The 19,924-nt window shown below is 69.3% G+C and carries 22 protein-coding genes and 1 tRNA gene; 13 read left to right on the top strand and 10 right to left on the bottom strand.

The window, feature by feature from the left end; all coding sequences use genetic code 11:
- Nucleotides 1-111: 111 nt before the first annotated feature.
- Entirely contained in the window at nucleotides 112-1,110 is a 999-nt protein-coding gene (locus ACIREI_RS13115; RefSeq protein WP_403331381.1) for an RNA polymerase sigma factor RpoD/SigA, read from the bottom strand.
- Between the two features lie 200 nt (nucleotides 1,111-1,310).
- Here ACIREI_RS13115 and ACIREI_RS13110 point away from each other — a divergent pair, with 200 nt between their 5' ends.
- Nucleotides 1,311-1,841: a GNAT family N-acetyltransferase gene (locus tag ACIREI_RS13110; RefSeq protein WP_403331378.1), complete on the top strand. Its 531-nt coding sequence runs from the start codon at nucleotides 1,311-1,313 to the stop codon at nucleotides 1,839-1,841.
- A 14-nt stretch (nucleotides 1,842-1,855) separates the two neighbouring features.
- Here ACIREI_RS13110 and ACIREI_RS13105 read toward each other — a convergent pair whose 3' ends face one another.
- Nucleotides 1,856-2,641 (bottom strand): dioxygenase, encoded by a 786-nt coding sequence (locus tag ACIREI_RS13105; RefSeq protein ID WP_403331375.1) that lies wholly within the window; start codon nucleotides 2,639-2,641, stop codon nucleotides 1,856-1,858.
- Nucleotides 2,642-2,762: 121 nt separating this feature from the next.
- Here ACIREI_RS13105 and ACIREI_RS13100 point away from each other — a divergent pair, with 121 nt between their 5' ends.
- Nucleotides 2,763-3,299, top strand: coding sequence for a MarR family winged helix-turn-helix transcriptional regulator (locus ACIREI_RS13100; RefSeq protein ID WP_403331372.1), 537 nt, complete (start codon nucleotides 2,763-2,765; stop codon nucleotides 3,297-3,299).
- Between the two features lie 116 nt (nucleotides 3,300-3,415).
- Here the strand turns inward: ACIREI_RS13100 and ACIREI_RS13095 are convergent, their stop codons facing one another.
- Both ACIREI_RS13095 and ACIREI_RS13090 read right to left on the bottom strand, forming a co-directional pair.
- The gene (locus ACIREI_RS13095; protein ID WP_403331369.1) at nucleotides 3,416-4,957 is read right to left on the bottom strand and encodes an MFS transporter; all 1,542 of its coding nucleotides are present in this window, start codon (nucleotides 4,955-4,957) and stop codon (nucleotides 3,416-3,418) included.
- A 149-nt stretch (nucleotides 4,958-5,106) separates the two neighbouring features.
- The gene (locus ACIREI_RS13090; protein ID WP_403331366.1) at nucleotides 5,107-5,751 is read right to left on the bottom strand and encodes a TetR/AcrR family transcriptional regulator; all 645 of its coding nucleotides are present in this window, start codon (nucleotides 5,749-5,751) and stop codon (nucleotides 5,107-5,109) included.
- 273 nt (nucleotides 5,752-6,024) lie between these two features.
- Between ACIREI_RS13090 and ACIREI_RS13085 the strand changes: the two genes are divergently transcribed.
- Nucleotides 6,025-7,305 carry a M6 family metalloprotease domain-containing protein gene (locus tag ACIREI_RS13085; protein ID WP_403331363.1) on the top strand — a complete coding sequence of 427 codons (1,281 nt, stop codon included), beginning with the start codon at nucleotides 6,025-6,027 and terminating at the stop codon, nucleotides 7,303-7,305.
- Nucleotides 7,306-7,573: 268 nt separating this feature from the next.
- Entirely contained in the window at nucleotides 7,574-9,256 is a 1,683-nt protein-coding gene (locus tag ACIREI_RS13080; RefSeq protein WP_403331360.1) for an IclR family transcriptional regulator C-terminal domain-containing protein, read from the top strand.
- Between the two features lie 17 nt (nucleotides 9,257-9,273).
- Here ACIREI_RS13080 and ACIREI_RS13075 read toward each other — a convergent pair whose 3' ends face one another.
- On the bottom strand, nucleotides 9,274-9,897 hold the full coding sequence (locus ACIREI_RS13075; RefSeq protein WP_403331357.1) for an NADPH-dependent FMN reductase: 624 nt from the start codon (nucleotides 9,895-9,897) through the stop codon (nucleotides 9,274-9,276).
- Nucleotides 9,898-10,221: 324 nt separating this feature from the next.
- Here ACIREI_RS13075 and ACIREI_RS13070 point away from each other — a divergent pair, with 324 nt between their 5' ends.
- Nucleotides 10,222-10,554: a hypothetical protein gene (locus ACIREI_RS13070; RefSeq protein WP_403331354.1), complete on the top strand. Its 333-nt coding sequence runs from the start codon at nucleotides 10,222-10,224 to the stop codon at nucleotides 10,552-10,554.
- A gap of 47 nt (nucleotides 10,555-10,601) precedes the next feature.
- Here the strand turns inward: ACIREI_RS13070 and ACIREI_RS13065 are convergent, their stop codons facing one another.
- Nucleotides 10,602-10,976 (bottom strand): winged helix-turn-helix transcriptional regulator, encoded by a 375-nt coding sequence (locus tag ACIREI_RS13065; protein ID WP_403331351.1) that lies wholly within the window; start codon nucleotides 10,974-10,976, stop codon nucleotides 10,602-10,604.
- Nucleotides 10,977-11,066: 90 nt separating this feature from the next.
- Here ACIREI_RS13065 and ACIREI_RS13060 point away from each other — a divergent pair, with 90 nt between their 5' ends.
- A complete protein-coding gene (locus ACIREI_RS13060) occupies nucleotides 11,067-11,879 on the top strand; it encodes an MBL fold metallo-hydrolase (RefSeq protein ID WP_403331348.1) in 813 nt (270 codons plus the stop codon).
- Nucleotides 11,880-12,124: 245 nt separating this feature from the next.
- A complete protein-coding gene (locus ACIREI_RS13055; protein WP_391038420.1) occupies nucleotides 12,125-12,475 on the top strand; it encodes an SgcJ/EcaC family oxidoreductase in 351 nt (116 codons plus the stop codon).
- A 111-nt stretch (nucleotides 12,476-12,586) separates the two neighbouring features.
- On the opposite strand, the gene ACIREI_RS13050 is transcribed toward ACIREI_RS13055, so the two are convergent.
- Nucleotides 12,587-12,877: a hypothetical protein gene (locus tag ACIREI_RS13050; protein ID WP_403331345.1), complete on the bottom strand. Its 291-nt coding sequence runs from the start codon at nucleotides 12,875-12,877 to the stop codon at nucleotides 12,587-12,589.
- Between the two features lie 420 nt (nucleotides 12,878-13,297).
- Between ACIREI_RS13050 and ACIREI_RS13045 the strand changes: the two genes are divergently transcribed.
- The 3 genes from ACIREI_RS13045 to ACIREI_RS13035 all read left to right on the top strand — a co-directional run bounded on the left by ACIREI_RS13045 (nucleotide 13,298) and on the right by ACIREI_RS13035 (nucleotide 14,255).
- A tRNA-Arg gene (locus tag ACIREI_RS13045) sits at nucleotides 13,298-13,370 on the top strand.
- A gap of 113 nt (nucleotides 13,371-13,483) precedes the next feature.
- Nucleotides 13,484-13,816 (top strand): hypothetical protein, encoded by a 333-nt coding sequence (locus tag ACIREI_RS13040; RefSeq protein ID WP_403331342.1) that lies wholly within the window; start codon nucleotides 13,484-13,486, stop codon nucleotides 13,814-13,816.
- A 103-nt stretch (nucleotides 13,817-13,919) separates the two neighbouring features.
- Nucleotides 13,920-14,255, top strand: a complete 336-nt coding sequence (locus tag ACIREI_RS13035) for a deoxyxylulose-5-phosphate synthase (RefSeq protein WP_403331340.1) — start codon at nucleotides 13,920-13,922, stop codon at nucleotides 14,253-14,255.
- Nucleotides 14,256-14,333: 78 nt separating this feature from the next.
- Here the strand turns inward: ACIREI_RS13035 and ACIREI_RS13030 are convergent, their stop codons facing one another.
- Nucleotides 14,334-14,750 (bottom strand): tyrosine-type recombinase/integrase, encoded by a 417-nt coding sequence (locus ACIREI_RS13030; RefSeq protein WP_403331981.1) that lies wholly within the window; start codon nucleotides 14,748-14,750, stop codon nucleotides 14,334-14,336.
- 481 nt (nucleotides 14,751-15,231) lie between these two features.
- Here ACIREI_RS13030 and ACIREI_RS13025 point away from each other — a divergent pair, with 481 nt between their 5' ends.
- Nucleotides 15,232-15,432 carry a hypothetical protein gene (locus ACIREI_RS13025; RefSeq protein ID WP_403331337.1) on the top strand — a complete coding sequence of 67 codons (201 nt, stop codon included), beginning with the start codon at nucleotides 15,232-15,234 and terminating at the stop codon, nucleotides 15,430-15,432.
- A gap of 236 nt (nucleotides 15,433-15,668) precedes the next feature.
- On the opposite strand, the gene ACIREI_RS13020 is transcribed toward ACIREI_RS13025, so the two are convergent.
- On the bottom strand, nucleotides 15,669-16,646 hold the full coding sequence (locus ACIREI_RS13020) for a LysR family transcriptional regulator (RefSeq protein ID WP_403331334.1): 978 nt from the start codon (nucleotides 16,644-16,646) through the stop codon (nucleotides 15,669-15,671).
- Nucleotides 16,647-16,742: 96 nt separating this feature from the next.
- Here ACIREI_RS13020 and ACIREI_RS13015 point away from each other — a divergent pair, with 96 nt between their 5' ends.
- Nucleotides 16,743-17,900, top strand: a complete 1,158-nt coding sequence (locus tag ACIREI_RS13015) for a nuclear transport factor 2 family protein (RefSeq protein WP_403331331.1) — start codon at nucleotides 16,743-16,745, stop codon at nucleotides 17,898-17,900.
- A 340-nt stretch (nucleotides 17,901-18,240) separates the two neighbouring features.
- Here ACIREI_RS13015 and ACIREI_RS13010 read toward each other — a convergent pair whose 3' ends face one another.
- Nucleotides 18,241-18,537, bottom strand: coding sequence for a DUF1330 domain-containing protein (locus ACIREI_RS13010; protein ID WP_399163027.1), 297 nt, complete (start codon nucleotides 18,535-18,537; stop codon nucleotides 18,241-18,243).
- Nucleotides 18,538-18,725: 188 nt separating this feature from the next.
- On the opposite strand from ACIREI_RS13010, the gene ACIREI_RS13005 reads away from it, so the two are divergent.
- Nucleotides 18,726-19,628, top strand: coding sequence for a LysR family transcriptional regulator (locus tag ACIREI_RS13005; protein ID WP_403331328.1), 903 nt, complete (start codon nucleotides 18,726-18,728; stop codon nucleotides 19,626-19,628).
- Nucleotides 19,629-19,924: the final 296 nt, after the last annotated feature.

Below are 19,924 nucleotides of genomic sequence, written 5' to 3'. Positions count from 1 at the left end.
CGGTGGCCCGTGCATTGAAGCGGCGTTACATCGCCATGTTTGCGCGGTCTTTGGCCACCCGGCGTACGCGGCGGCACGGGTCGTACGCCCCCGCCCCGTCGGCCGGAGGGGCTATGCCGCCGCGTCGAAGCCGGTACTGCGGGCCAGCTTCTTGAGTTCCAGCAGGGCGTGCTTCTCGATCTGGCGGATGCGCTCGCGCGTCAGGCCGTGCTCCTTGCCCACCTCGGTCAGAGTGCGCTCGCGGCCGTCCTCTATGCCGTAGCGCATCTTGATGATGGAGGCCGTGCGCTGGTCGAGGCGACCGATCAGGTCGTCCAGTTCCTCGCTGCGGAGGAGGGTGAGGACGGACTGCTCCGGGGAGACCGCGGACGTGTCCTCGAGGAGGTCGCCGAACTGGGTTTCGCCCTCGTCGTCCACCGACATGTTGAGGGAGACCGGGTCTCGGGCCCAGTCCAGGACGTCGATCACACGGTCCGGGTTCGAGCCGAGTTCGGCGGCGATCTCGGCGGGCTCCGGGTCGCGGCCGTGCTCGCGGTTGAACTCGCGCTGGACGCGGCGGATGCGGCCCAGCTCCTCCACCAGGTGGACGGGGAGGCGGATGGTGCGGGACTGGTCGGCTATCGAGCGCGTGATGGCCTGGCGGATCCACCAGGTCGCGTACGTCGAGAACTTGAAGCCCTTGCGGTAGTCGAACTTCTCCACCGCGCGCACCAGACCGGCGTTGCCCTCCTGGATCAGGTCGAGCAGGGGCAGGCCGCTGCGCGGGTAGCGGCGGGCCACCGCGACGACCAGGCGGAGGTTGGAGCGGATGAAGATGTCCTTGGCCCGCTCGCCCTCGGCGACCAGGGCCTGAAGCTCCTCGCGGGTGGCGTCCGCCCTGGCCTCCTCGTACCCGTCGAGGACCTGCCTTGCGAACACACCCGCCTCGATGATCTGCGACAGCTCGACCTCTTTTGCAGCGTCGAGCAGCGGCGTGCGCGCGATCTCGTCGAGGTACATGCCGACCAGGTCGCGGTCCGCGATCTCGCCGCCATGGGCGCGAACACTGTTTGCCGCGTCGGCGGTCCCGCCGGTGGCGGACTGACGACGGGCGACGGCACGGGTTGCCATGCGTGCTCCCTTGCGGTGGGGGTCCCCCACGCCTTTAAGGCAGTGAGGGAGGGCTGGCGGGTGGTTCTTGAACGCTTGGGACTCTTCTCGAGTGCCCGCCGTTCGATGGAAACAACGACTGGAATCAGGACAGAATTCCCAACCCGCCCCCCTATTTTTCTGATCTTGCAGTACCCTGTCCGGCCACACGAGGAGGCCCGATGCCGTCGGAACGTACAGAGGTGCAGGTCAGGCCGGGAGTCGAGAGTGACCTCGAAGCCCTCACCGGTATCTACAACCACTATGTACGTGAGACGCCCATCACATTCGATACTGCGGTCTTCACGCCGGAAGAGCGCCGCCCTTGGCTGCTCTCCCACCCTGAAGACGGACCGCACCGGCTGATGGTTGCCGCGGCGGCGGAGTCCTCAGGGAACTCTCAGGAGATCCTGGGGTACGCCACATCCAGCGCCTTCCGGCCGAAGCCCGCCTACGAGACCTCCGTCGAGGTCACGATCTACCTCGCACCGGACGCCGGCCGCCGCGGTGTCGGCACCCTCCTCTACAAGGCCCTGTTCGAGGCACTGGCGGACGAGGACCTGCACCGGGCCTACGCCGGGATCGCCCAGCCCAACGAGGCGTCCGTGCGCCTGCACGAGCGGTTCGGCTTCCGGCACGTCGGCACCTACCGCGAGGTGGGCCGCAAGTTCGGCCGGTACTGGGACGTCGCCTGGTACGAGAAGGAGCTGTAGCGCCGGCCGGCCCGTCAGCCGAACTGCACCGACCGCTTCGCCAGCCCCATCCAGAACCCGTCGATCACGGACTTCTGCGCCGCCCGCTCACCGGCCGCGTCCGCCGCGCCCATCGTCACGAACAGCGGGGCGAAGTGCTCGGTGCGCGGGTGGGCGTAGCGGCCGGCCGGAGACTTGTGGAGGAAGTCCAGCAGGGCGTCCCAGTCGCCGCCCTCCAGTGCCCGGCGGCCCCAGTCGTCGAACTCCACGGACCAGGCGGGGATGCCGCCCTGCCGCAGGGCGGCGAGGTTGTGGGTGAAGAACCCGGAGCCCACGATCAGCACACCCTCGTCGCGCAGCGGCGCCAGTTTGCGGCCGATCTCCATGAGCTTCACCGGGTCGAGGGTCGGCATGGAGACCTGCAGGACGGGGATGTCCGCCTCGGGGTACATCTCGACGAGCGGGACGTAGGCGCCGTGGTCGAGGCCCCGGTCGGGGATGTCCTGGACGGGGACGCCTGGGGCGCGCAGCAGTTTCCGTACGGACTCGGCGAGTTCGGGCGCGCCGGGGGCCGCGTACGTCACCTTGTAGTAGTGCTCGGGAAATCCCCAGAAGTCGTAGACGAGAGGAACGGTCTCGGTGGCACCGATGGCGAGCGGGGCCTCCTCCCAGTGGGCGGAGACCATGAGGATCGCCTTGGGGCGCGGCAGCCCGGCGGACCAGGCGGCGAGCTCGCCGGGCCAGACCGGGTCGTCCGCGAGCGGCGGGGCGCCGTGGCTGAGATAGAGAGCGGGCATGCGCTCCTGCGTGGCGGCGGACATGGCGGCGACTCCCTCCGGAGACCTGAAGCGTTATTTGCTTCAAATCTAAAGCTTCTCTGCTCACAAGACGGTACGTCGCAGTAGTTAAAATTTCAAGGAGAGCTCTCGTACAGTGGAGTACATGAATACGGCATCGACCTCCGCACCACCCTCGCCCGCATCCGCATCCGCGGAGGAACCGCGCTGGCTCACCGACGACGAGCAGCGCGTCTGGCGCTCCTACATCGACGCGGCCACCCTGCTCGAGGACCACCTGGACCGCCAGCTCCAGCGGGACGCGGGGATGCCGCACGTCTACTACGGCCTGCTGGTCAAGCTCGCCGAGTCCCCGCGCCGCCGGCTGCGGATGACCGAGCTGGCGATGTTCGCGAAGATCACCCGTTCCCGTCTCTCGCACGCCATCGCCCGACTGGAGAAGAACGGCTGGGTCCGGCGCGAGGACTGCCCCGACGACAAGCGGGGTCAGTTCGCGGTCCTGACCGACGCGGGCATGGAGGTGCTGCGGGAGACCGCGCCGGGCCATGTGGAGGCCGTGCGCCAGGCGGTGTTCGACCGGCTCACCGCCGAACAGCAGAAGGCCCTCGGCGAGATCATGCGGATCGTCGCCGAGGGCCTGCAGCCCAGCAAAGCGGGTGCGGACCTGCCCTGGCTGCGCTGAACCGCTCATTCAGCAGCGAGCCGGGGCAGGTCCTGGAGGTCGTACGTACGGAGCGTCCCCATCCCCGTACGTACGCCTGGTCCCGAAGGAGTACGGCCGTACGGTCGTCGTCGGCCTCAGTGCGCGACGACCGGCACCCGTACCTCGTCCTCGGCGCCCTCCTCGGAGGACGCCACCGTCGTACCGTCCGGGCGGCCGGCGTTGACGAAGGTCACGACGATCACCGCGGCGAGCACCAGCATGCCGACGGCGAACCAGATCGCGTTGGTGTAGCCGTGCACCATGCCCTGCAGCTGGACCAGCTGCGCTTGCGAGCGGGAACTCGCGGAGCCGATGTGGTCGGCGACGTAGGACGTGGTCGCCGAGGCGGCGATCGTGTTCAGCAGGGCCGTGCCGATCGCGCCGCCCACCTGCTGTGAGGTGTTGACCATCGCGGAGGCGACACCCGAGTCCCGGGGCTCGACGCCCAGGGTGGCCAGGGACATGGCCGGCATGAACGCCGTACCCATGCCGAGACCGAGCAGCAGCATCGCCGGCAGGATGATCGAGGCGTACGACGAGCCGATCTCCAGCTGCGTCATCAGCAGCATGCCGACCGCGGCGACCAGGAAGCCGGGGCCCATCAGCATGCGGGCCGGCAGGCGGGTCATCAGACGGGTGCCGATCTGCGTCGAGCCGACCATCATGCCGACGATCATCGGCATGAAGGCGAAGCCGGTCTTGATCGGCGAGTAGCCCTTCACGATCTGCAGGTAGTAGGTCAGGAACAGGAACGTGCCGAACATCGCGATGATCGCGATACCGAGCGAGAGGTAGATCCCGCCGCGGTTGCGGTCGGTCACCACGCGCAGCGGCAGCAGCGGGGCCTTGACCTTGGCCTCGGTGACGACGAAGGCGAGCAGCAGGACCACGGAGGCGACGAACATGCCCACGGTCACGGAGTCGCCCCAGCCGTCGGACTCGGCGCGGGTGAAGCCGTAGACCAGCGCGACCAGGCCCAGGGTGGACAGCAGGACGCCGGGGATGTCGAGCGGGTTGCGGTTGCGGCCGCCCTCCGGCTCACGGATGACGAAGTACGCGCCGGCCGCGGCCGCGATGGCGAACGGGATGTTGACGAAGAACGTCCAGCGCCAGTCCATGTACTCGGTGAGCACACCGCCGAGGATGAAGCCGACGGCGCCGCCGCCACCGGCGATCGCACCGTAGATGCCGAACGCCTTGGCGCGCTCCTTGGCGTCCGTGAACATCACGGCGAGCAGTGAGAGCGCGGCGGGCGCGAGCAGCGCGCCGAAGACACCCTGCAGGGCGCGGGCGCCGAACATCATCGCCTCGTTGGTGGCCGCACCGCCGAGCGCGGAGGCACCGGCGAAGCCGATCAGACCGACGACGAAGGCGTTCTTGCGGCCCCACAGGTCGGCTATCCGGCCGCCGAACAACAGCAGACCGCCGAAGGCGAGCGCGTAGGCCGTGACGACCCACTGCCGGTTGCCGTCCGAGATGCCCAGGTCCTGCTGGGCGGAGGGCAGGGCGATGTTCACGATGGTCGCGTCGAGGACGACCATCAGCTGGGCCAGCGCGATGAAGACGAGCGCTTTCCAGCGGTTGGGATCCACAGCACCGAGGGTGCTGCCGGGGGCCTTTGCGGCCGTTTCAGACATGGGGGTACCCACTTCGGGACTTCGTGACGGAAAAAGTGAAAGGTAAGGGGACGGCTCGTCGGCCGCGACGGCCGACGAGAGTCGTTGAGCCGATGACTGCTGTGGTGCGCTGAACTAATCGGTCGGACAGGTCGGTCGGGACCTATCGGTCAGGCCTGCCGCAGGTCCTCCATGGTCATCGCCGTGCCCGGCAGGACGGAACGGGCCGGGGCCCGCAGCCCGTCCAGGAACAGCTGCAGATAGCGGTGGACGAAACGGTCGGCGAGGTCGCACCCGGTCCCGGCCGGCGGCCGGCTGAGCTGGGCCACGCCGAGCATGACGTCACCGACGTCCACGTCGGAGCGGAGCTGGCCGGCCGCCTTGGCGCGGCCCATGATCTCCCCGACGAGCTGCTCGACCCGCTCGCGCGCGGCTTCCAGATCCGGGTGGTTCTTGTCGAAGGTGCTCTGGACCATCGGGCACAGTGCGCTGATCCGCTCGTCGGCGGCGGTGTGCACAAAGCGCTCCAGGGCCCCGAAGGCATCCCCGGTCTCCGCCAGCGCGTGTTCGGCCGCCGCGGCCGTGCGCTCCATGACGGAGCAGACGACCTCGCGGACCAGCGCGTCGCGGTCGGGGAAGTTGCGGTACACCGTGGCGTTGCCGACGCCGGCCCGGCGGGCGATCTCGTCGAGCGGCACATCGGGGCCGAACTCGACGAACATCTCCCGGGCGGCGGTGACGATCCGCTCCCGGTTGCGCAGAGCGTCGGCGCGCGGCCGGGTCGCCTTGCGCGCTACGGGGGTCGCGGTCTGCACGGCGTACTCCTGAGTTCCAGTGGATGGCTATCCAGGGAAGGCGATCCGGGGAAGGTCTCCCCGTTTCGCTCGGACACATGGCTAAACGGGGAAGACCTCCCCGGTTATTTCCCGCCACCCGAAAAGTTTCATGTGACCTGAATCACAAGCATCCCGCTGCAAGAACCCACGTTCGGTCTCTTCCAGCGCGCGCCCGCGCACCCCTCGACACAGGGTGATCGAGAGGGTGCAGCACGCGGTCGGGCGGGCTGCCACGGACGGAAGGGCCCGTGCATGCAGCCGAGCCGTCGGATACGCCCCCGCCGTGTGGCCGCCCTCGCCGCCGTGACCGCCCTGACCCTGGCGGTCAGCACCTCGGCAGGCACCGGGCACCTCACGGCGGGCACCCCGACGGCCACCGGAGCGGGCCCGATCGCGCCGGCCCGCTCCTCCCCCCTCGGCCCCTGCATGATCAGCGGCCGCCCGACGGTCCAGATGTCGGAGGGCATACCGACAGCACGCGGCTACGCCCGCTCCACCGGCACCGTCCGCGCCCTCACCCTGATGGTCGACTTCCCCGACGCGACCGGTCCCGGCCGCGCGCTCGACCGTTTCGCGGAGTTCTTCCCGAAGACCCAGGAGTGGTTCCGCACCAGCTCCTACGGCCGCCTCGACTACCACCCCCGCACCCCGATCCGTGACTGGCTGCGCATGCCCAAGTCCTTCCGGGCGTACGGCATAGAGCGCGGCGCGCCCTTCGACCCCGGGTACCGGCAGCTGGTCCAGGACATCGTGGCCGCGGCCGACCCCAAGGTGGACTTCCGGTCGTACGACTTCCTGAACGTGCTGGTGACACCGAACGCCGGCCCCTCGGCCCTGGACACGGTCCTGTCGGTGTCCTTCGCCGGCAACATGGAGGCCCCGGTCGCCGACGGCGTCTCGGTGGCCAACGCCTCCTTCGTCTACTCCCGCCAGGACGACGGCTCCGGCACCTACCACCGCACCGGCTACCGGGTCCTCCCCCACGAGAACGGCCACGTCTTCGGCCTGCCCGACCTGTACACCGCCGAGGGCGGCGGCGCGGTCGGCCACTGGGACATCATGAGCGAGGACTGGGGGGCCAACAACGACCTGCTCGGCTGGCACAAGTGGAAGCTGGGCTGGCTGGACGCGGCACAGGTGCGGTGCGCGGCCGACGCCGGGACGTCCGAGTACGCCCTGACCCCGCTGGCCCTCAAGGGCGGCCCGAAGCTGGTGTTCGTACCGCTGAACGGCCGCAGCGGCTACGCCGTCGAACTGCGCACCCGCGAGGGCAACGACGAGACCGTGTGCCGCCCCGGCGTCCTGATCTACAAGGTCGACGCGGACGTGGACACCGGGATGGGCCCGGTGAAGGTCCACGACTCCCACGAGGACAGCGGCGGCTGCACCCGCAGCCCGAACGTCCACGCCGAACTGTCGGACGCGACGTTCGTGCTGGGGGAGGAATTCCGGGATACGAAGCGGGGGGTGCGGATCGCGGTGGTGGGGGCGGATGTGGGGGGTGAGTATCGGGTGCGGGTGTCGCGGGGGTAGGGGTGAGGGCGGGGGTGGAGTGGGGGCGGGGGTGGAGTGGGGGCGGTGGCGGGGTGGGATTGGTGGTGGGGTGGTTACGGGGTTGGCATGTCCGGGGATTGGCATGTCCGGGGATTGGCATGTCCGGGGATTGGCATGTCCGGGGATTGGCGTGTCCGGGGATTGGCATGTCCGGGATGTCGTACGCGCGCGTGGGTTCACGTCGTCGTACGCGCGCGTGGGTCGCATTACGGTGAGAGCCTGCCGCGACCGCCGTACCGGAGAGCCGATGCCCGCGAAGACGACCATGGACGCCGCCCCCGCCGTACCGGCGGAGGCGGTGACGCCGTTGATCCGTGGCGTCTCGGTGCTGCGGCAGCTGACGGGGGCCGACGGGACCCTGAGCGCGAGCGGGCTGGAGCGGGCCACCGGACTGGCCCGCTCCACGGTGGACCGGATCGCGTCCACGCTCGCGCGCATGGGGTACGTCCGTCTCGACGGCCGCGACGTCGTCCTGGCGCCCCGCGTGATGGAACTGGGCAACGCCTACCTGGCCGCCCTGGGCCTGCCCGACCTCCTCTCCTCCCACGCGGACGCGCTGGCCGACGAGTTGGACGAGTCGGTGTCGCTGGCGGTCGGCGACCGCGACGGCATCCGCTTCATCCACCAGGCCACCCGCCGCCGCGCGATGTCCCTCAGCTTCCGCATCGGCGACCTGCTCCCGGCCGAACGCACCGCGCCGGGACCGCTGTTCGCGACGGAGTGGACGGACGCGGAGTGGCACGCCTGGCGCGAGCGCCGGGCGGCGGACCCGCAGGACCGGGGCTTTCCCGCCGTGCCGCCCCGCGAACACACCTCGCCCGACGCGGACTTCGAGCGTCGGGCGGAGCGGGCGCGCAAGGACGGCTGGGCGCTGGACGACCAGTTGATCGAGCCCGGTCTCGTGGCCGTGTCCGTACCGGTACGGGATCCGCGCGCGGGCGGCCGTATCGCCTGCGTGGCGAACGTGGTCAGTCACACGAGCCGCCACACCGCAGCGGACCTGCGCGACACGCTCCTCCCCCGCCTGCGGGCGGCGGTCGCGAAGATGGAGCGCGAGCTGCGCGAGGCACCGCAGCCGAGGCCCGGGACGGCGCCGGCGGGCCTGGCGATCTGGACGGGCGCCTCCAAGCAGGAACTGGGCCGGGAGTTCGTCGAGTCGCTGGCGCGCGGGCTGACCGTGCTGACCGCCTTCGGCGAGGGCCGGGCCGAGCTGACCCTCACGGACGTGGCCCGCGCGACGGGCCTGGCACGGGCCACGGCACGCAGGGCGCTGATCACGTACGAGCATCTGGGCCTGGTACGCCAGTCGGGGAACCGCGGCTTCACACTGACTCCGCGCGTACTGTCGCTGGGCTACCCGCCCCTGTCCCGCACGTCCCTGTCCCAGATCGCGACCCCGCATCTGGCCGAACTCGCCGAGCAGGTCCACGAGTCGGCGTCACTGGCGGTACTGACACCGTCGGGCGAGGAGATCCAGTACATGGCCCGGGCCGCCACCAGCCGCGTGATGAGCGTCAACATCACCCTCGGCACGCGGCTGCCGGCGTATGCGACGTCCCTGGGCAGGGTGCTGCTGGCGGATGCCCGGCCGCGGGAAGGGCAGTTGGCCGCCCTCCTGACCGGGCTGCACCCGCTCACCCCTCGCACGATCACGGACCCCACGGCTCTCGCGACGGTGCTGGCCGATGTCCGCGAGCGCGGATACGCCCTGGTCGACGAGGAGTTGGAGGAGGGCCTGCGATCGGTGGCGGTACCGGTGCGCGACCGGACGGGCCGGGTGGTCGCCGCGGTGAACGTGGCGATGCATGCGGCGCGGCGCTCGGTCGATGAGTGCCTGCGGGAGGTGCTGCCGGAGCTGGTGGAGACGGCGGCTCGAGTGGAGGAGGACCTGCGCGTGGCGGGGCGGTTCGCTCGGGTGGCGGTGTCCTGACCCTTCGGCCTGGCGGTTCAGCCGTCGTACGGCCTGACGGCCCGGCCCTCGCGCAGGGTCAGCCCCCACCAGGCGAGCTGGTCCAGCAGCACGGCGGCGGCCTTGGAGGTGCCGTCCTGGTCGTACGGCCGCCCCTCGTCGTCGAAGCGCTCCCAGGCCATGTGGAAGCTGACCGTGTCGCGCAGGGTGACGGCGTGCAGCTCGGCGAAGACCTGCCGCAGCTGCTCCACCGCGCGCTGCCCGCCGGCCATACCGCCGTAGGAGACGAAGCCGACCGGCTTGGCCCGCCACTCCCGGTAGACGTAGTCGATGGCCAGCTTCAGCGCCGCGGGGTAGCCGTGGTTGTACTCCGGCGTGACGACGACGAACCCGTCGAGCCCACCGATGCGCTCGGCCAGCGTCGGGGCGCCGCCGTCCGGGGCGGCGGACCGCTCCAGGGTGAGCTTGAGTTCATCGGCGAGAGCGGGTTCGGACAGGTCGATGACATGCGTCTCCATGTCGTCACGCTGCCCGATCTCGGAGACGAACCACTGGGAGACCTTGTCGGCGAAACGCCCAGGGCGGACGCTGCCGATGAGGACGCCGATCTTGAGTGGCGAGTGGGACGCGTGGGATACGGAGGTGCGCGGGTCCTGGGACATGGGTGTGCCTCGATTCCGGGGTGTCGGGAGGTTCACGGGCGGGAGGTTCACGGTGCGCGGTGCGCCCCTCGGCGGGGACCGCGCAAGCAACGTAAAATCTCAAGTTGACTTGAGGTCAAGCGGGACCGGAGAAGGCCGAAGAGGGCCGAAGAAGGCCAGAAGAAGATCGACGGGGCGCGTCCCCCGATCACCGGCAACCGGGGCGAATCCCGAGGGACGCCTCCGAGTCGCGGCCCGTTGAGACTGGAGATCCGAACGCTTCTGGCGGCCGCCGGACTGCCCGAAGCGGACAGCGACGACCGCTACCGCGCCCACGGTGTCCTGGTGACCGATCGTGGTGACTCAGTCGGCGTGGAGTGGTTCGTCTCCCGCAGTCTGCGCCGCGCCGCGGCCGACGAGCAGTTGCGGGGGGGGTGGCCCATGGGCCCGGCGGATCGCGGGCAGGAATCCGCCCGACGTCATCTTCACGCGGCTCTGTTCGGCATCCTGACGGAGGTGGGATACCTGGTGGAGGTGGGATACCTGGTGGAGGTGGGATACCTGGTGGAGGCTGATCCGCCCGACACTGCGGGCGCTCTGTCGGTTCGAGCCTGCAGGGTCTCGACACCCACGACGTTGACCGCGGACATCAAGCGGATCCTGGCAGACCTGCGCTGACTCACAGGACGGGAAGCACGGTGACGTGTGCACCGAGCCTGCCCTTTTCAGGGCTTCGGATCAAGGGTGTGGGTGCGCCGGTAGTGGTCGTAGTCGCTGGTGTGTTCTTCGGCCCAGTTCTGCAGGTGTTGCAGTGCGGCGGTGGCGCCGCGGGCGAGGTCGGTCAGGTCGTATTGCACCGTCGGTGGGCGGCTGGTGAGCACGGTGCGGGTGATCAGTCCACCGGTTTCGAGGTCGCGCAGGGTCTGCGCGAGCATCTTGTCGCTGACGCCGCCGGCCCGCCGGCGCAGCTCGGACCAGCGTTGCGGGCCGTCCATGAGGTCGACCAGGACCAGGGCGGCCCACCGGGCGGTGACCAGGTCGAACAGCTGCCTGCCGGGGCAGGCGGGATTACGGACGTTGCCCCGCGCGATTTCCTGCACGTGCTCACCTCACCTGAAGGTATGTACTTCCCAGGAGAAAGTAACTCGATCAGAGTGAGTGAGCCAACCCCTGATCGTCAAGGAGTACCTGTGGCAACCCACGATGCCGTGACCCGTGACGCGAACACCGTGACGGTGCTCGGCGGCCCCACCACGCTGATCCACCTGGCCGGCTGGACGCTGCTGACCGACCCGACCTTCGACGCCGCCGGCACCGAGTACCAGAACGGCCCGGTCATGGTGCGCAAGACCGCCGACCCGGCGCTGAAGCCCACACAACTGCCCGCCCTCGACGCCGTCCTGGTCAGCCACACCGAGCACCAGGACAACCTCGACACCGCCGGGCGTACGGTGGCCTCCGGCGCCTCGGAGATGTTCACCACCGTCGCCGGCGCCAAGGATCTCGGGGGCGCAGCCGTCGGCCTGGAGCCCTGGCAGACCCGGACCTTGTCGAAGCCGGGCCGCACGCCGCTGAACATCACCGCGGTCCCCGCCCGCCACGGTCCCGTCGGCACCGAGGACATCACCGGTCCGGTCACCGGCTTCCTCCTGCACACCGACGACGGCTCGGCACCGAGCGTGTACGTCTCCGGTGACACCGTCGACCTGGACGCGATGAGTGCCCTGGCCGACCGGTACCGCGTCGACGTGGCGCTGCTGCACCTGGGCGCGGCCGGCTTCGAGGAGCTCGGCGACATACGACTGTCGCTGACCGCGACCCAGGCCGTCGAGGCCCGCCGCCTGCTCGGCGGCCCCCTGGTGGTGGCCGTACACGCCGAGGGCTGGGCGCACTACACCGAAGACCGCAGCCACGTCCAGCAGACCTTCGACGCCGCCGGCGTCCCGCTGCACTGGCCCACCCCGGGCGAGCCCATCACCCTGCCCGACCCGCACACCCGCTGACACCTCACCCAGGGCCGCCGCCGGCACACCGGCCCGCTCCTTCTACGCCGCAGGAGACGCGGGAGCGGCTGCGGTCACCGCACTGCACGAGGACCTCGCCACCGTGCCGGACAACACCATCGACGCGCACGACAGCGCCCAGCCGCTTGTGGGGCTGACGCTGCGCACCACCGGTCAATGGCTCACGTAGATCGGCCTGTAGCCGACCCGCCCGTCCGCAACGAAAGAAAAGAAGAGGAAAGAACATGAAACCGGAAGTCGTGCACGAGCGCTTCGCCCAGTACCTCAAGGACCGGGACCTCGACGGACTGGGTTCCCTGTTCGACGAAGACGCCATGTTCGTACCGGGACCGGGACAGGAGCCGGTCTACGGCAGGGAAGGCATCAAGGAAGCGCTGAAGCCCTACCTCGCCTCGCCCAGCACCATGGAGGTGGTGGCCACGTCGGTCCATCAGAACGGCGACCTGGCGATGGTCCAGCCGTCCTGGCGGATCACGAGCGAGAGCGGCACCGTGGAAGGAAAGGCGGTCGAGGTGATGAGGAGGACGAGCGAGGGGGACTGGGTCTACATCATCGACAACCCCTACGGCGTCTGACTCTCGTCGTCCCGGCATCACCGTCGGGCGACGGAACCTCGTCACGGCAGCGGCGGCCGCATCGACTTTCTCGATGCGGCCGCCGCTTGCTGTCCGGCGTCGGTGACACGGTCATGATCCGGTGTGGTCCGGGCGCGGTTGGCCGGTGAGGGTGAGCAGGTCTTCGACGTGGCGCTGTGCGGTGAAGGCTCCGCTGCCGGCGGCGAACAGGTCGGTGCCGGCGAAGTCCACGCGGGCACCGGCTGCCGGGGCGCCGAGGAAGGCGGTGCCGATGAACCGCCAGTACAGCAGTGCTTCGTCGGTGCCGCCGGGGGTGAGTCGTTCGATGGTGTGCCGCCGTCGGGAAACGCCGTGGCCAGTGCGGTCAGCAGCATGACAAGGACGTCGCGTCCGTGGGCCCACCCCGAGGTTGTGAGCGTGTCCCGCTTGCGTGCTGCGCAAGAGACCCCTGCCTCCGCGGGAGCGGCCTGTCATGCCAGGCACCCCGAGACAGCGGCAAGTAGCCCCACAAGCTGACACAGGGAGCAGAACGGTCCGACGGCCCTCGGTCCCGGCTCCCACAACGTCCACCAACCACGCGATGCAAGCCCCAGGAACCGCAGGTCAGAGGCGCTCCAGCTCGCCGCCCCGACCTCCTGCCCCCAGACAGAGGACCCTCACTGGCGCGCATCCGCTAAGCTACCCCTGGTCAGTCGTTGGTACGTGACGTTGTCTGCTCAGATGACCCAGCGGAGAGTGTTGCACCACGTCTGACCAGCGGGCTTGCGCTCCTCGTCGAAGATCCACACCCTGGGTTTTCAACAAGGTTTTCTACAAGCCCCTGCCTTCGTAGCTCAGGGGATAGAGCACCGCTCTCCTAAAGCGGGTGTCGCAGGTTCGAATCCTGCCGGGGGCACAAAGAATCACCTGGTCAGAGGCCCTTTCGTCCGTCGGACGGGAGGGCCTTCGTACTCGCAGCACACATATGGCACACATGCGGCTGCGGGCAGAGGTGGGGAGCTGTGTGAGATGCCCTCGAAGGATGAGCTGGCCCGGCGCCGGCACGAGAGGCTGGTCGACCGCTTGGAGGGCCTGATGCGGGCTTCCTTGAAGCCTCGCTACCAGGGCTACCACGGGCAGCTGATCCCGAGCCGCGGCGATCTTGAGGAGATGGGCGAACTGAAGGGCGTCCGTCGTGCTGCACGCGAGGCGGGCCGTTGTCTCGGCTGGCACCCGAAGACCCACGTCGTCGGCGCAAGGCTCTTCGTGTATGACGACGGCGCGGTCCCGAAGGAGTTCAGCGAGTTGGCGGCCGGGGATGCTGCTGACGCCATCGACGCAGGACTCCGCGGCGGCGAGTAGAAGCAAGTACGGTCGGCCGTCGCCGCCCCACCTTTGCCCCAGAGCCTGCGCAGCACGCCGGAAATCTATCGAGCCCGCCCTGTGGCGGCTTTACCCTTCCCGCATGGCCCATGGAATGACCTCGTACGTTTGCCTGCCCTGCCGGGCCTCGTACAAGCAGCCCTACCCCGGCTACCACGATCACGACCGGGTCTGTCCACGCTGCGCCGAACCACTGATCCACGTCGGCTCCGCCTTCGCGGCACCCAAGAGGCGGGACACCGCCGCCTGGCGCACCCTCTCCGTGTTGCTGAACGCCGGCGTGCGTTTCCACAAGAGCTGCTGCGGCGGCCCCGGCTACCGCCCACGTACCCTCAGCGAGGTGCGCGAGCGGATGGCCTACGCCCGCGCCACCGGCGAACCATTCGCTCAGGCGTTGGTCCGCCGCGACCTGCCCTAGCAGCCCGAAAGCAGGGGGCGCTCCGCCGCGCCGCCGAAGCGACCCCTGCTGTCATACACAGCACACGTAAGGCACACATCACGCGGCATCGTCTTCCAGGACGGCGACTGCCTCTGCCGCCTTGCGGGCCTTCTTCTCCGCCTTCTCCAGCTTGGCCTTCGCCTTGGCGAGTTGCTTGGAGCGGCGCTTGTGCATCTTCTTCGAGACCTCGTCCAGGCGGTCCGGGAAGAGGTGCCCGTACGTGTCCAGGGTCAGCGTCGCCGACTTGTGGCCCAGCATCGTCTGTACGACGTTGACGTCCGCGCCGCTGGCGATGGCGAGCGAAGCCGCCGTGTGCCGCAGCTTGTGCGGGGTGACCTTGAGGTGCCCCAGCCCGGCCTTCACGACCGCCGGTGCGAAGAACCGCTGACGGAAGCTGCGGGCCCGTAGCGGCCCGCCCTGCGGAGCGGTGAAGAGCAACTCCCCATCTCCCCGCCCCTGAACGTGAGGCTTCAGCTCCTCGGCCAGGAATCGTGGAATCGGTACCGACCAGCGCTCGTGGTTCTTGGGGGTGTCGAGGTAGGGCTTGCCGTCGTCCTCGGCGTACGCCTCGACGATGTGGCCAGGACTCCGCCACCTCTGCGAACTTCACGCGGGCGGCTGCGGGATCGCGGTAGGAGCCGTCGTTGAGACGAGACTCCATCCTCGTCCGCTCCGCGTCGGCGTCGACCTTGCGGGCGAAGGTCTTCATCTTCGGCTTGCCGTCGGGGTCGTACCAGCGCACGCGGTAGCGCCCCGGTGGCGTACGACCTGCCCGCTTGGCTTCCGCCACGGTGCGTACGTACGCCGCGTGCCCTATGCGGTCTTCAATCCAGATCCGCGCCAACTAGCACCCCCTCCGGTCATCACTGGACTGCGACGGGAGCGGCAGGAGCAGGGTCGTGGCACGAGGTGGACGCCTGGCTGAACGAGGCACGCCGGCCGCGCGATCGCCCGCGTGGCCAGCATCGGTTACCTCGGTTTCCTGACCGGGCCGCTGCTCATCGGCGCCGTAGCGGAGCTGACCGGCCTGGCATGGGCCCTGACCATCCCAGTGGTCCTCGCACTGTTCGTCACACTGACGGCCGCCGCCCTGCGGCCACGACCGTCGGGGGTGGGTCCGTCGTGGGAGGCCAGTCCGCGTACGTCGTCCGAGTGACGTACCACCGGACGTGGCCTGCCTCGCTGGTCGACGAACCCGAGCCCGGCTGGACCAAGCCATGAGGATGACTGGCTGGGGGGTGTCCCCATCACAGACTCCTGCCGACAGGGCCAGATGGCATGGCATCCGATGCGACGACATCGTCGATGGTGGCCATGGGGCCGAGGACGAGTACGCCGTGGATCGGACGCGCTGAGCAATGCCCGATTCGCTCCTGCTGCAGGGGGTGGTTTTCAGCCGGGTGTTTCCGTGATGTCGTCGTGAAGTGCCAGCGCAGCGGGGTCGACGTTCGTCTCGGTCGGCTGGTGCGCGGCGTGGGTGGGACACCGTGGGCCGAAGGCTGTCGCGAGCTGGTCGAGCAGGGACGCTGCGGATGGGTTTGGGTCGCGACGCGGGGTGATCGCGTAGACGCCCCGGGTCGGGGGATCGATGAGTGCCACTGTGGTGACGTCGGCCCGCAGCGCACACGTCAGCACACCGGGTATGAGCGCGATGGCGTGGCCGGTTGCGACCATGGCCATCTTGCCGGGCAGATCGGCCGCGGTGAGGTCGATGCGGGCGGTGACTCCGGCGCGGGCGGCGTGCTGGCGCAGCAGCGCTGCCGAGCCGTCGTTGTCCTCGACCCAGGTCTGGTCGGTCAGCGTCTGGATGTGCACCGGGCCGTGTCCGGCCCGCGGATGGTCGATGGGCAGCACGACAACCATGTTGTCCATCCCCAGGAACCGTCGTTGGACACGTGGGTCATTGGGCAGCCCCGGTGGTGCATCGGTGACGACGGCGATGTCGAGATCGCCGGCGATCACGCGGTCGTGCAGTTGTGAGCTCAGCCCGGGCACCAGGCTCCACCGGAGGGGGGCGGCCTCGTCCAGCAGGCGGCGGATCGCCGCGGGCACGATCCCGGCAGCCAGAGACGGCGTCGCGCCGACAGCCAGAGTCCGGCTGAACGCCCCGTCACGAACGTCCTGTACAGCACGCACTGCGCGATCGGCGTCGTTGAGCGTGACCAGGGCATGGTGACGGAACACCTCGCCGGCAGCCGTCGGACGCACGCCGCGCACATGCCGCTGCACCAGCGGCACCCCGAGCTGGCGCTCCAGCCCGGCGATCTGCCGAGATACGGCCGACTGCGTGTAACCGAGCTCAGTGGCCGCCGCCGACAGCGACCCGAGCCGACACACCGTCACGAACGTCCGCCACACGGTCAACTCCATGGCGCAAGTATGCCTAGCCGATCTGCGTATCCCGCATGGCTGCCCTGCTAGACCTGCGCTTGTCGCAGGCATCGCGACGCCTCCACGCTGGGATGCATGACCGCACCGCACACGATCGCAGTCCTCGGCTTGGGTCGCATGGGCGCAGCAATCGCGACACGACTCGCCGAACATCATTGGGATGTCGTCGGTTGGACACGCTCTGGGCACACGACAGGCGCTGTCGAGGCGACCGACGACCCGAACGACGCCGTGGCGAAGGCCGACATCGTTCTTCTGGCGTTGTTCGACGGCCCGGCCTGCCAGCAGGTCGTCGACCACGTCCGTGACTCGCTACGAACGGACACGATCGTGCTGAACACCAGCACCATCGCCCCCGCCGAAGCGTCGACGCTGGCCCGGCAACTCGGCAAGTCCTACGTCCACGCGCCTCTGCTCGGCTCCGCGCCCGCTGCCGCCGCCGGCACCCTGCAGATCCTCGCCGCCGCCGACCAAGTCGCGCTCGACCGAGCCCGGCCGGCTCTGGAAACGCTGGGCACCGTGCGGCGCATCGACGACGCCGCCACGGCCGCCGCGCTCAAGCTGATCGCCAACAACAGCCTCGCCGGCGCCGTCCTCGCGCTGCGCGACTCACTGCGGCAGGCCGACGCCCTGGGCCTGCCCCGTGCCCAGGTGCTGGACGTCCTCGAACTCGGCCAGCTCGGCGGACTCGTCGCCCGCAAGCGGACCTTCCTCGCCGACGAGCCGACCGCTGTCAGGGCCGAGTTCACGATCGGTGCGCTGGCCAAGGACATGGCGCTGCTGGCCGCCGCGTCAAACACGCCCCTGCGCAGCGCAGCCGACCTGGCCGACACCCCTTCAGCCCCTGAGGCAGACATCGCCGTTGCCGCCACGGTCCCCGCCGTGGAGGACGCCGTGCTCGAACCGCTTCGTGCCTACATCCGCGGACACGCCACCGGCGACGCCTCCCACTTCCGCGACGCGTTCCTGCCCACCGCCCATATCGAGGGAATACGGAACGGCGCATTCGTCTCGTGGTGCCTGGACGAGTACTGCGCTCTCTTCCACGGCCAGCCAGCCCCGGACGAACCGACCCGCTCCCGCCGCATCGACGCCATAGACGTCCACGGCACGGTCGCGACCGCAACGATGACGCTCTGGCACGGCGCGGACACCTTCACCGACATCTTCCTGCTGGTCCACGACGACGGCCGCTGGCGCATTGCCAACAAGGCTTATCACCGAAACGCTTGAGAGGGCGGGAAGCGATCCGGTGCCCGATTCGTCGAGGAGTTCTTCCAGGGTTTCACCGAGCTGATTGGCGGTGGCGGAGAAGGCCAGAACAGAAGGTGCTCGCGCCTGAGACCCGCTCACCCTCCTTGGAAGACGCACCAGCACCAGGAGGGGTGAACGTTCTGGTCAGCATTCCTTTGTGCGTGAGCGATGCGTGAGCGGATGGTGCGGCACGAGCCGTCCTGCGGCGGATTGACCTTCACGGCCCACCTGTTCTGACCTGGTGGTTCCGGACATTGAAGAACCGTCCGGAACCAACCACCGCAGGTGACGGATGCTCAGCGATGGCTGGGCCCGCCGGTCAGTCGATGCCGTCGATGATGCGGAAGTCGCGCTCGACGCCGTCGGGGAGGGCCACCAGCGCCTTCTGGTATGCCTCGCTCTCGTATGCCGCGACGGCCTGTTCAAAGCTGTCGAACTCGATCAGAACGACGCGTTGCGTGATTCCGGCCTCGTGGGCGACGACTCGACCGCCAAGGAGGGACAGGACGCGCCCGCCCCCAGCCTGGACAGCCGGACCGGCCAGCTCGTTGTAGGCAGTCAGCCTCTCAGGGTCGGAAATTGCGGGGTAGACACTGACCCAGTAGCCCTTAGCCATGGAATTCTCCTGTGTTCGGCCGGACATGTCCGACTCCGAATTGACACTCAGATCGATCGATCCTGGCGACGGGTACTGCGGTCAGTTGAATCGCCATATGCGCAGGTTAGGGCTTGATGTGCGGCCGAGGGAAAGACCGGTACGGGATAGACTCAGAACGGATCGTTATCAATCAGCGGGGAGGCCACGTGGCGCCGGATACGGTGAGCCTGCGGTATTTCCTGGTGCTGGCACAGGAGTTGAACTTCACCCGCGCGGCCGCACGGATCGGTATCGCACAGCCCGCACTCAGCGCCCGGATGCGCCGATTGGAGACGGAACTCGGCACGGCCCTGCTGGTCCGCAACACGCGTAGCGTCGTATTGACCACGGCCGGTGCGGCTTTGGCGGAGTCCGCGCCGCCCGCGCTGGCGGCACTGGACCGAGCATGGGACACCGCCCGGAGCGCGGCGGCCGGTGAACTGGGCACGCTGCGCATCGGATACAGCCTCAGCACCGGGGCCGAGACGACACCGGCCCTGGTAGACAGGCTGATTCGCGGCAACAGCGGACTCGAGGTCGGCGCGGTCCCGATGGCGACACCGGAGATCTCCCCCGCGGTCGCCGACGGCAGCATCGATGCCGGGATCACCCGCGGTGAACAGCCGGGCCGTGGCGTGCGCCGGTTCCTGCTGCGGCGTATGCGCGCCGGGGTCCAGCTGGCGCAGCACCACCCGCTGGCCGAACACCCGGAGATCGAGATCGCCGACGCGGCCGCGTATCCGCTGCGACTCCCGGACCGTGCGGCCAACCCCGTGATCCACGATCAGCTGTCCGCACTGTTCCGAGACACCCGACCACACCCCCGATTCCACACGCCCGCAGTCTCTTTCGACATGTCTCAGCGCGACCTGCGCGACGGAGTCACCCTCGCCCCTGCCGGAGAAGCCGCGGCCACGGCACAACCGGCCGGTCTCACCTGGCGACCACTGCGTGGCGCGCCCAGCCTGACGATCCATCTGGTCCTCCCACGCGAGCAGTCACCACTACACCGCCGCATCCGTGCCGTCGCCAAAACCCTGGCGCACGAGCTGCACTGGCTGCCGGACTGACGCGCAAGCGGTCAAGCGAGACGGACGCCTGACGGTGGCGAGCCGAAGACCCTGCGCCCGGCGGACTTCGCGGTGATGACGACGACGGCGGTCTTGCTGAATGTCCGACACGACCTCGCTACGCCGGCGAATCAGCATCCGATGATGGCCCGGGTCCGGTCCGAGTCGTACACCGCGGCGATATCCTCGCCCAGCCCTAGATCTCGGCGGATACCGCGCCTTCGCCGACGCCGGACCGGACAAGCACGGGTAACCGGCGGGAACGCCCGCCGTCAACGGCGTCCATGACGTCGGTC

The sequence above is a fragment of the Streptomyces sp. NPDC093591 genome, from assembly GCF_044764885.1.
Classification (GTDB): domain Bacteria; phylum Actinomycetota; class Actinomycetes; order Streptomycetales; family Streptomycetaceae; genus Streptomyces.
The sequence above is the reverse complement of the archived record's forward strand: the minus strand, read 5'-3'. Positions and strand labels throughout refer to the sequence as shown.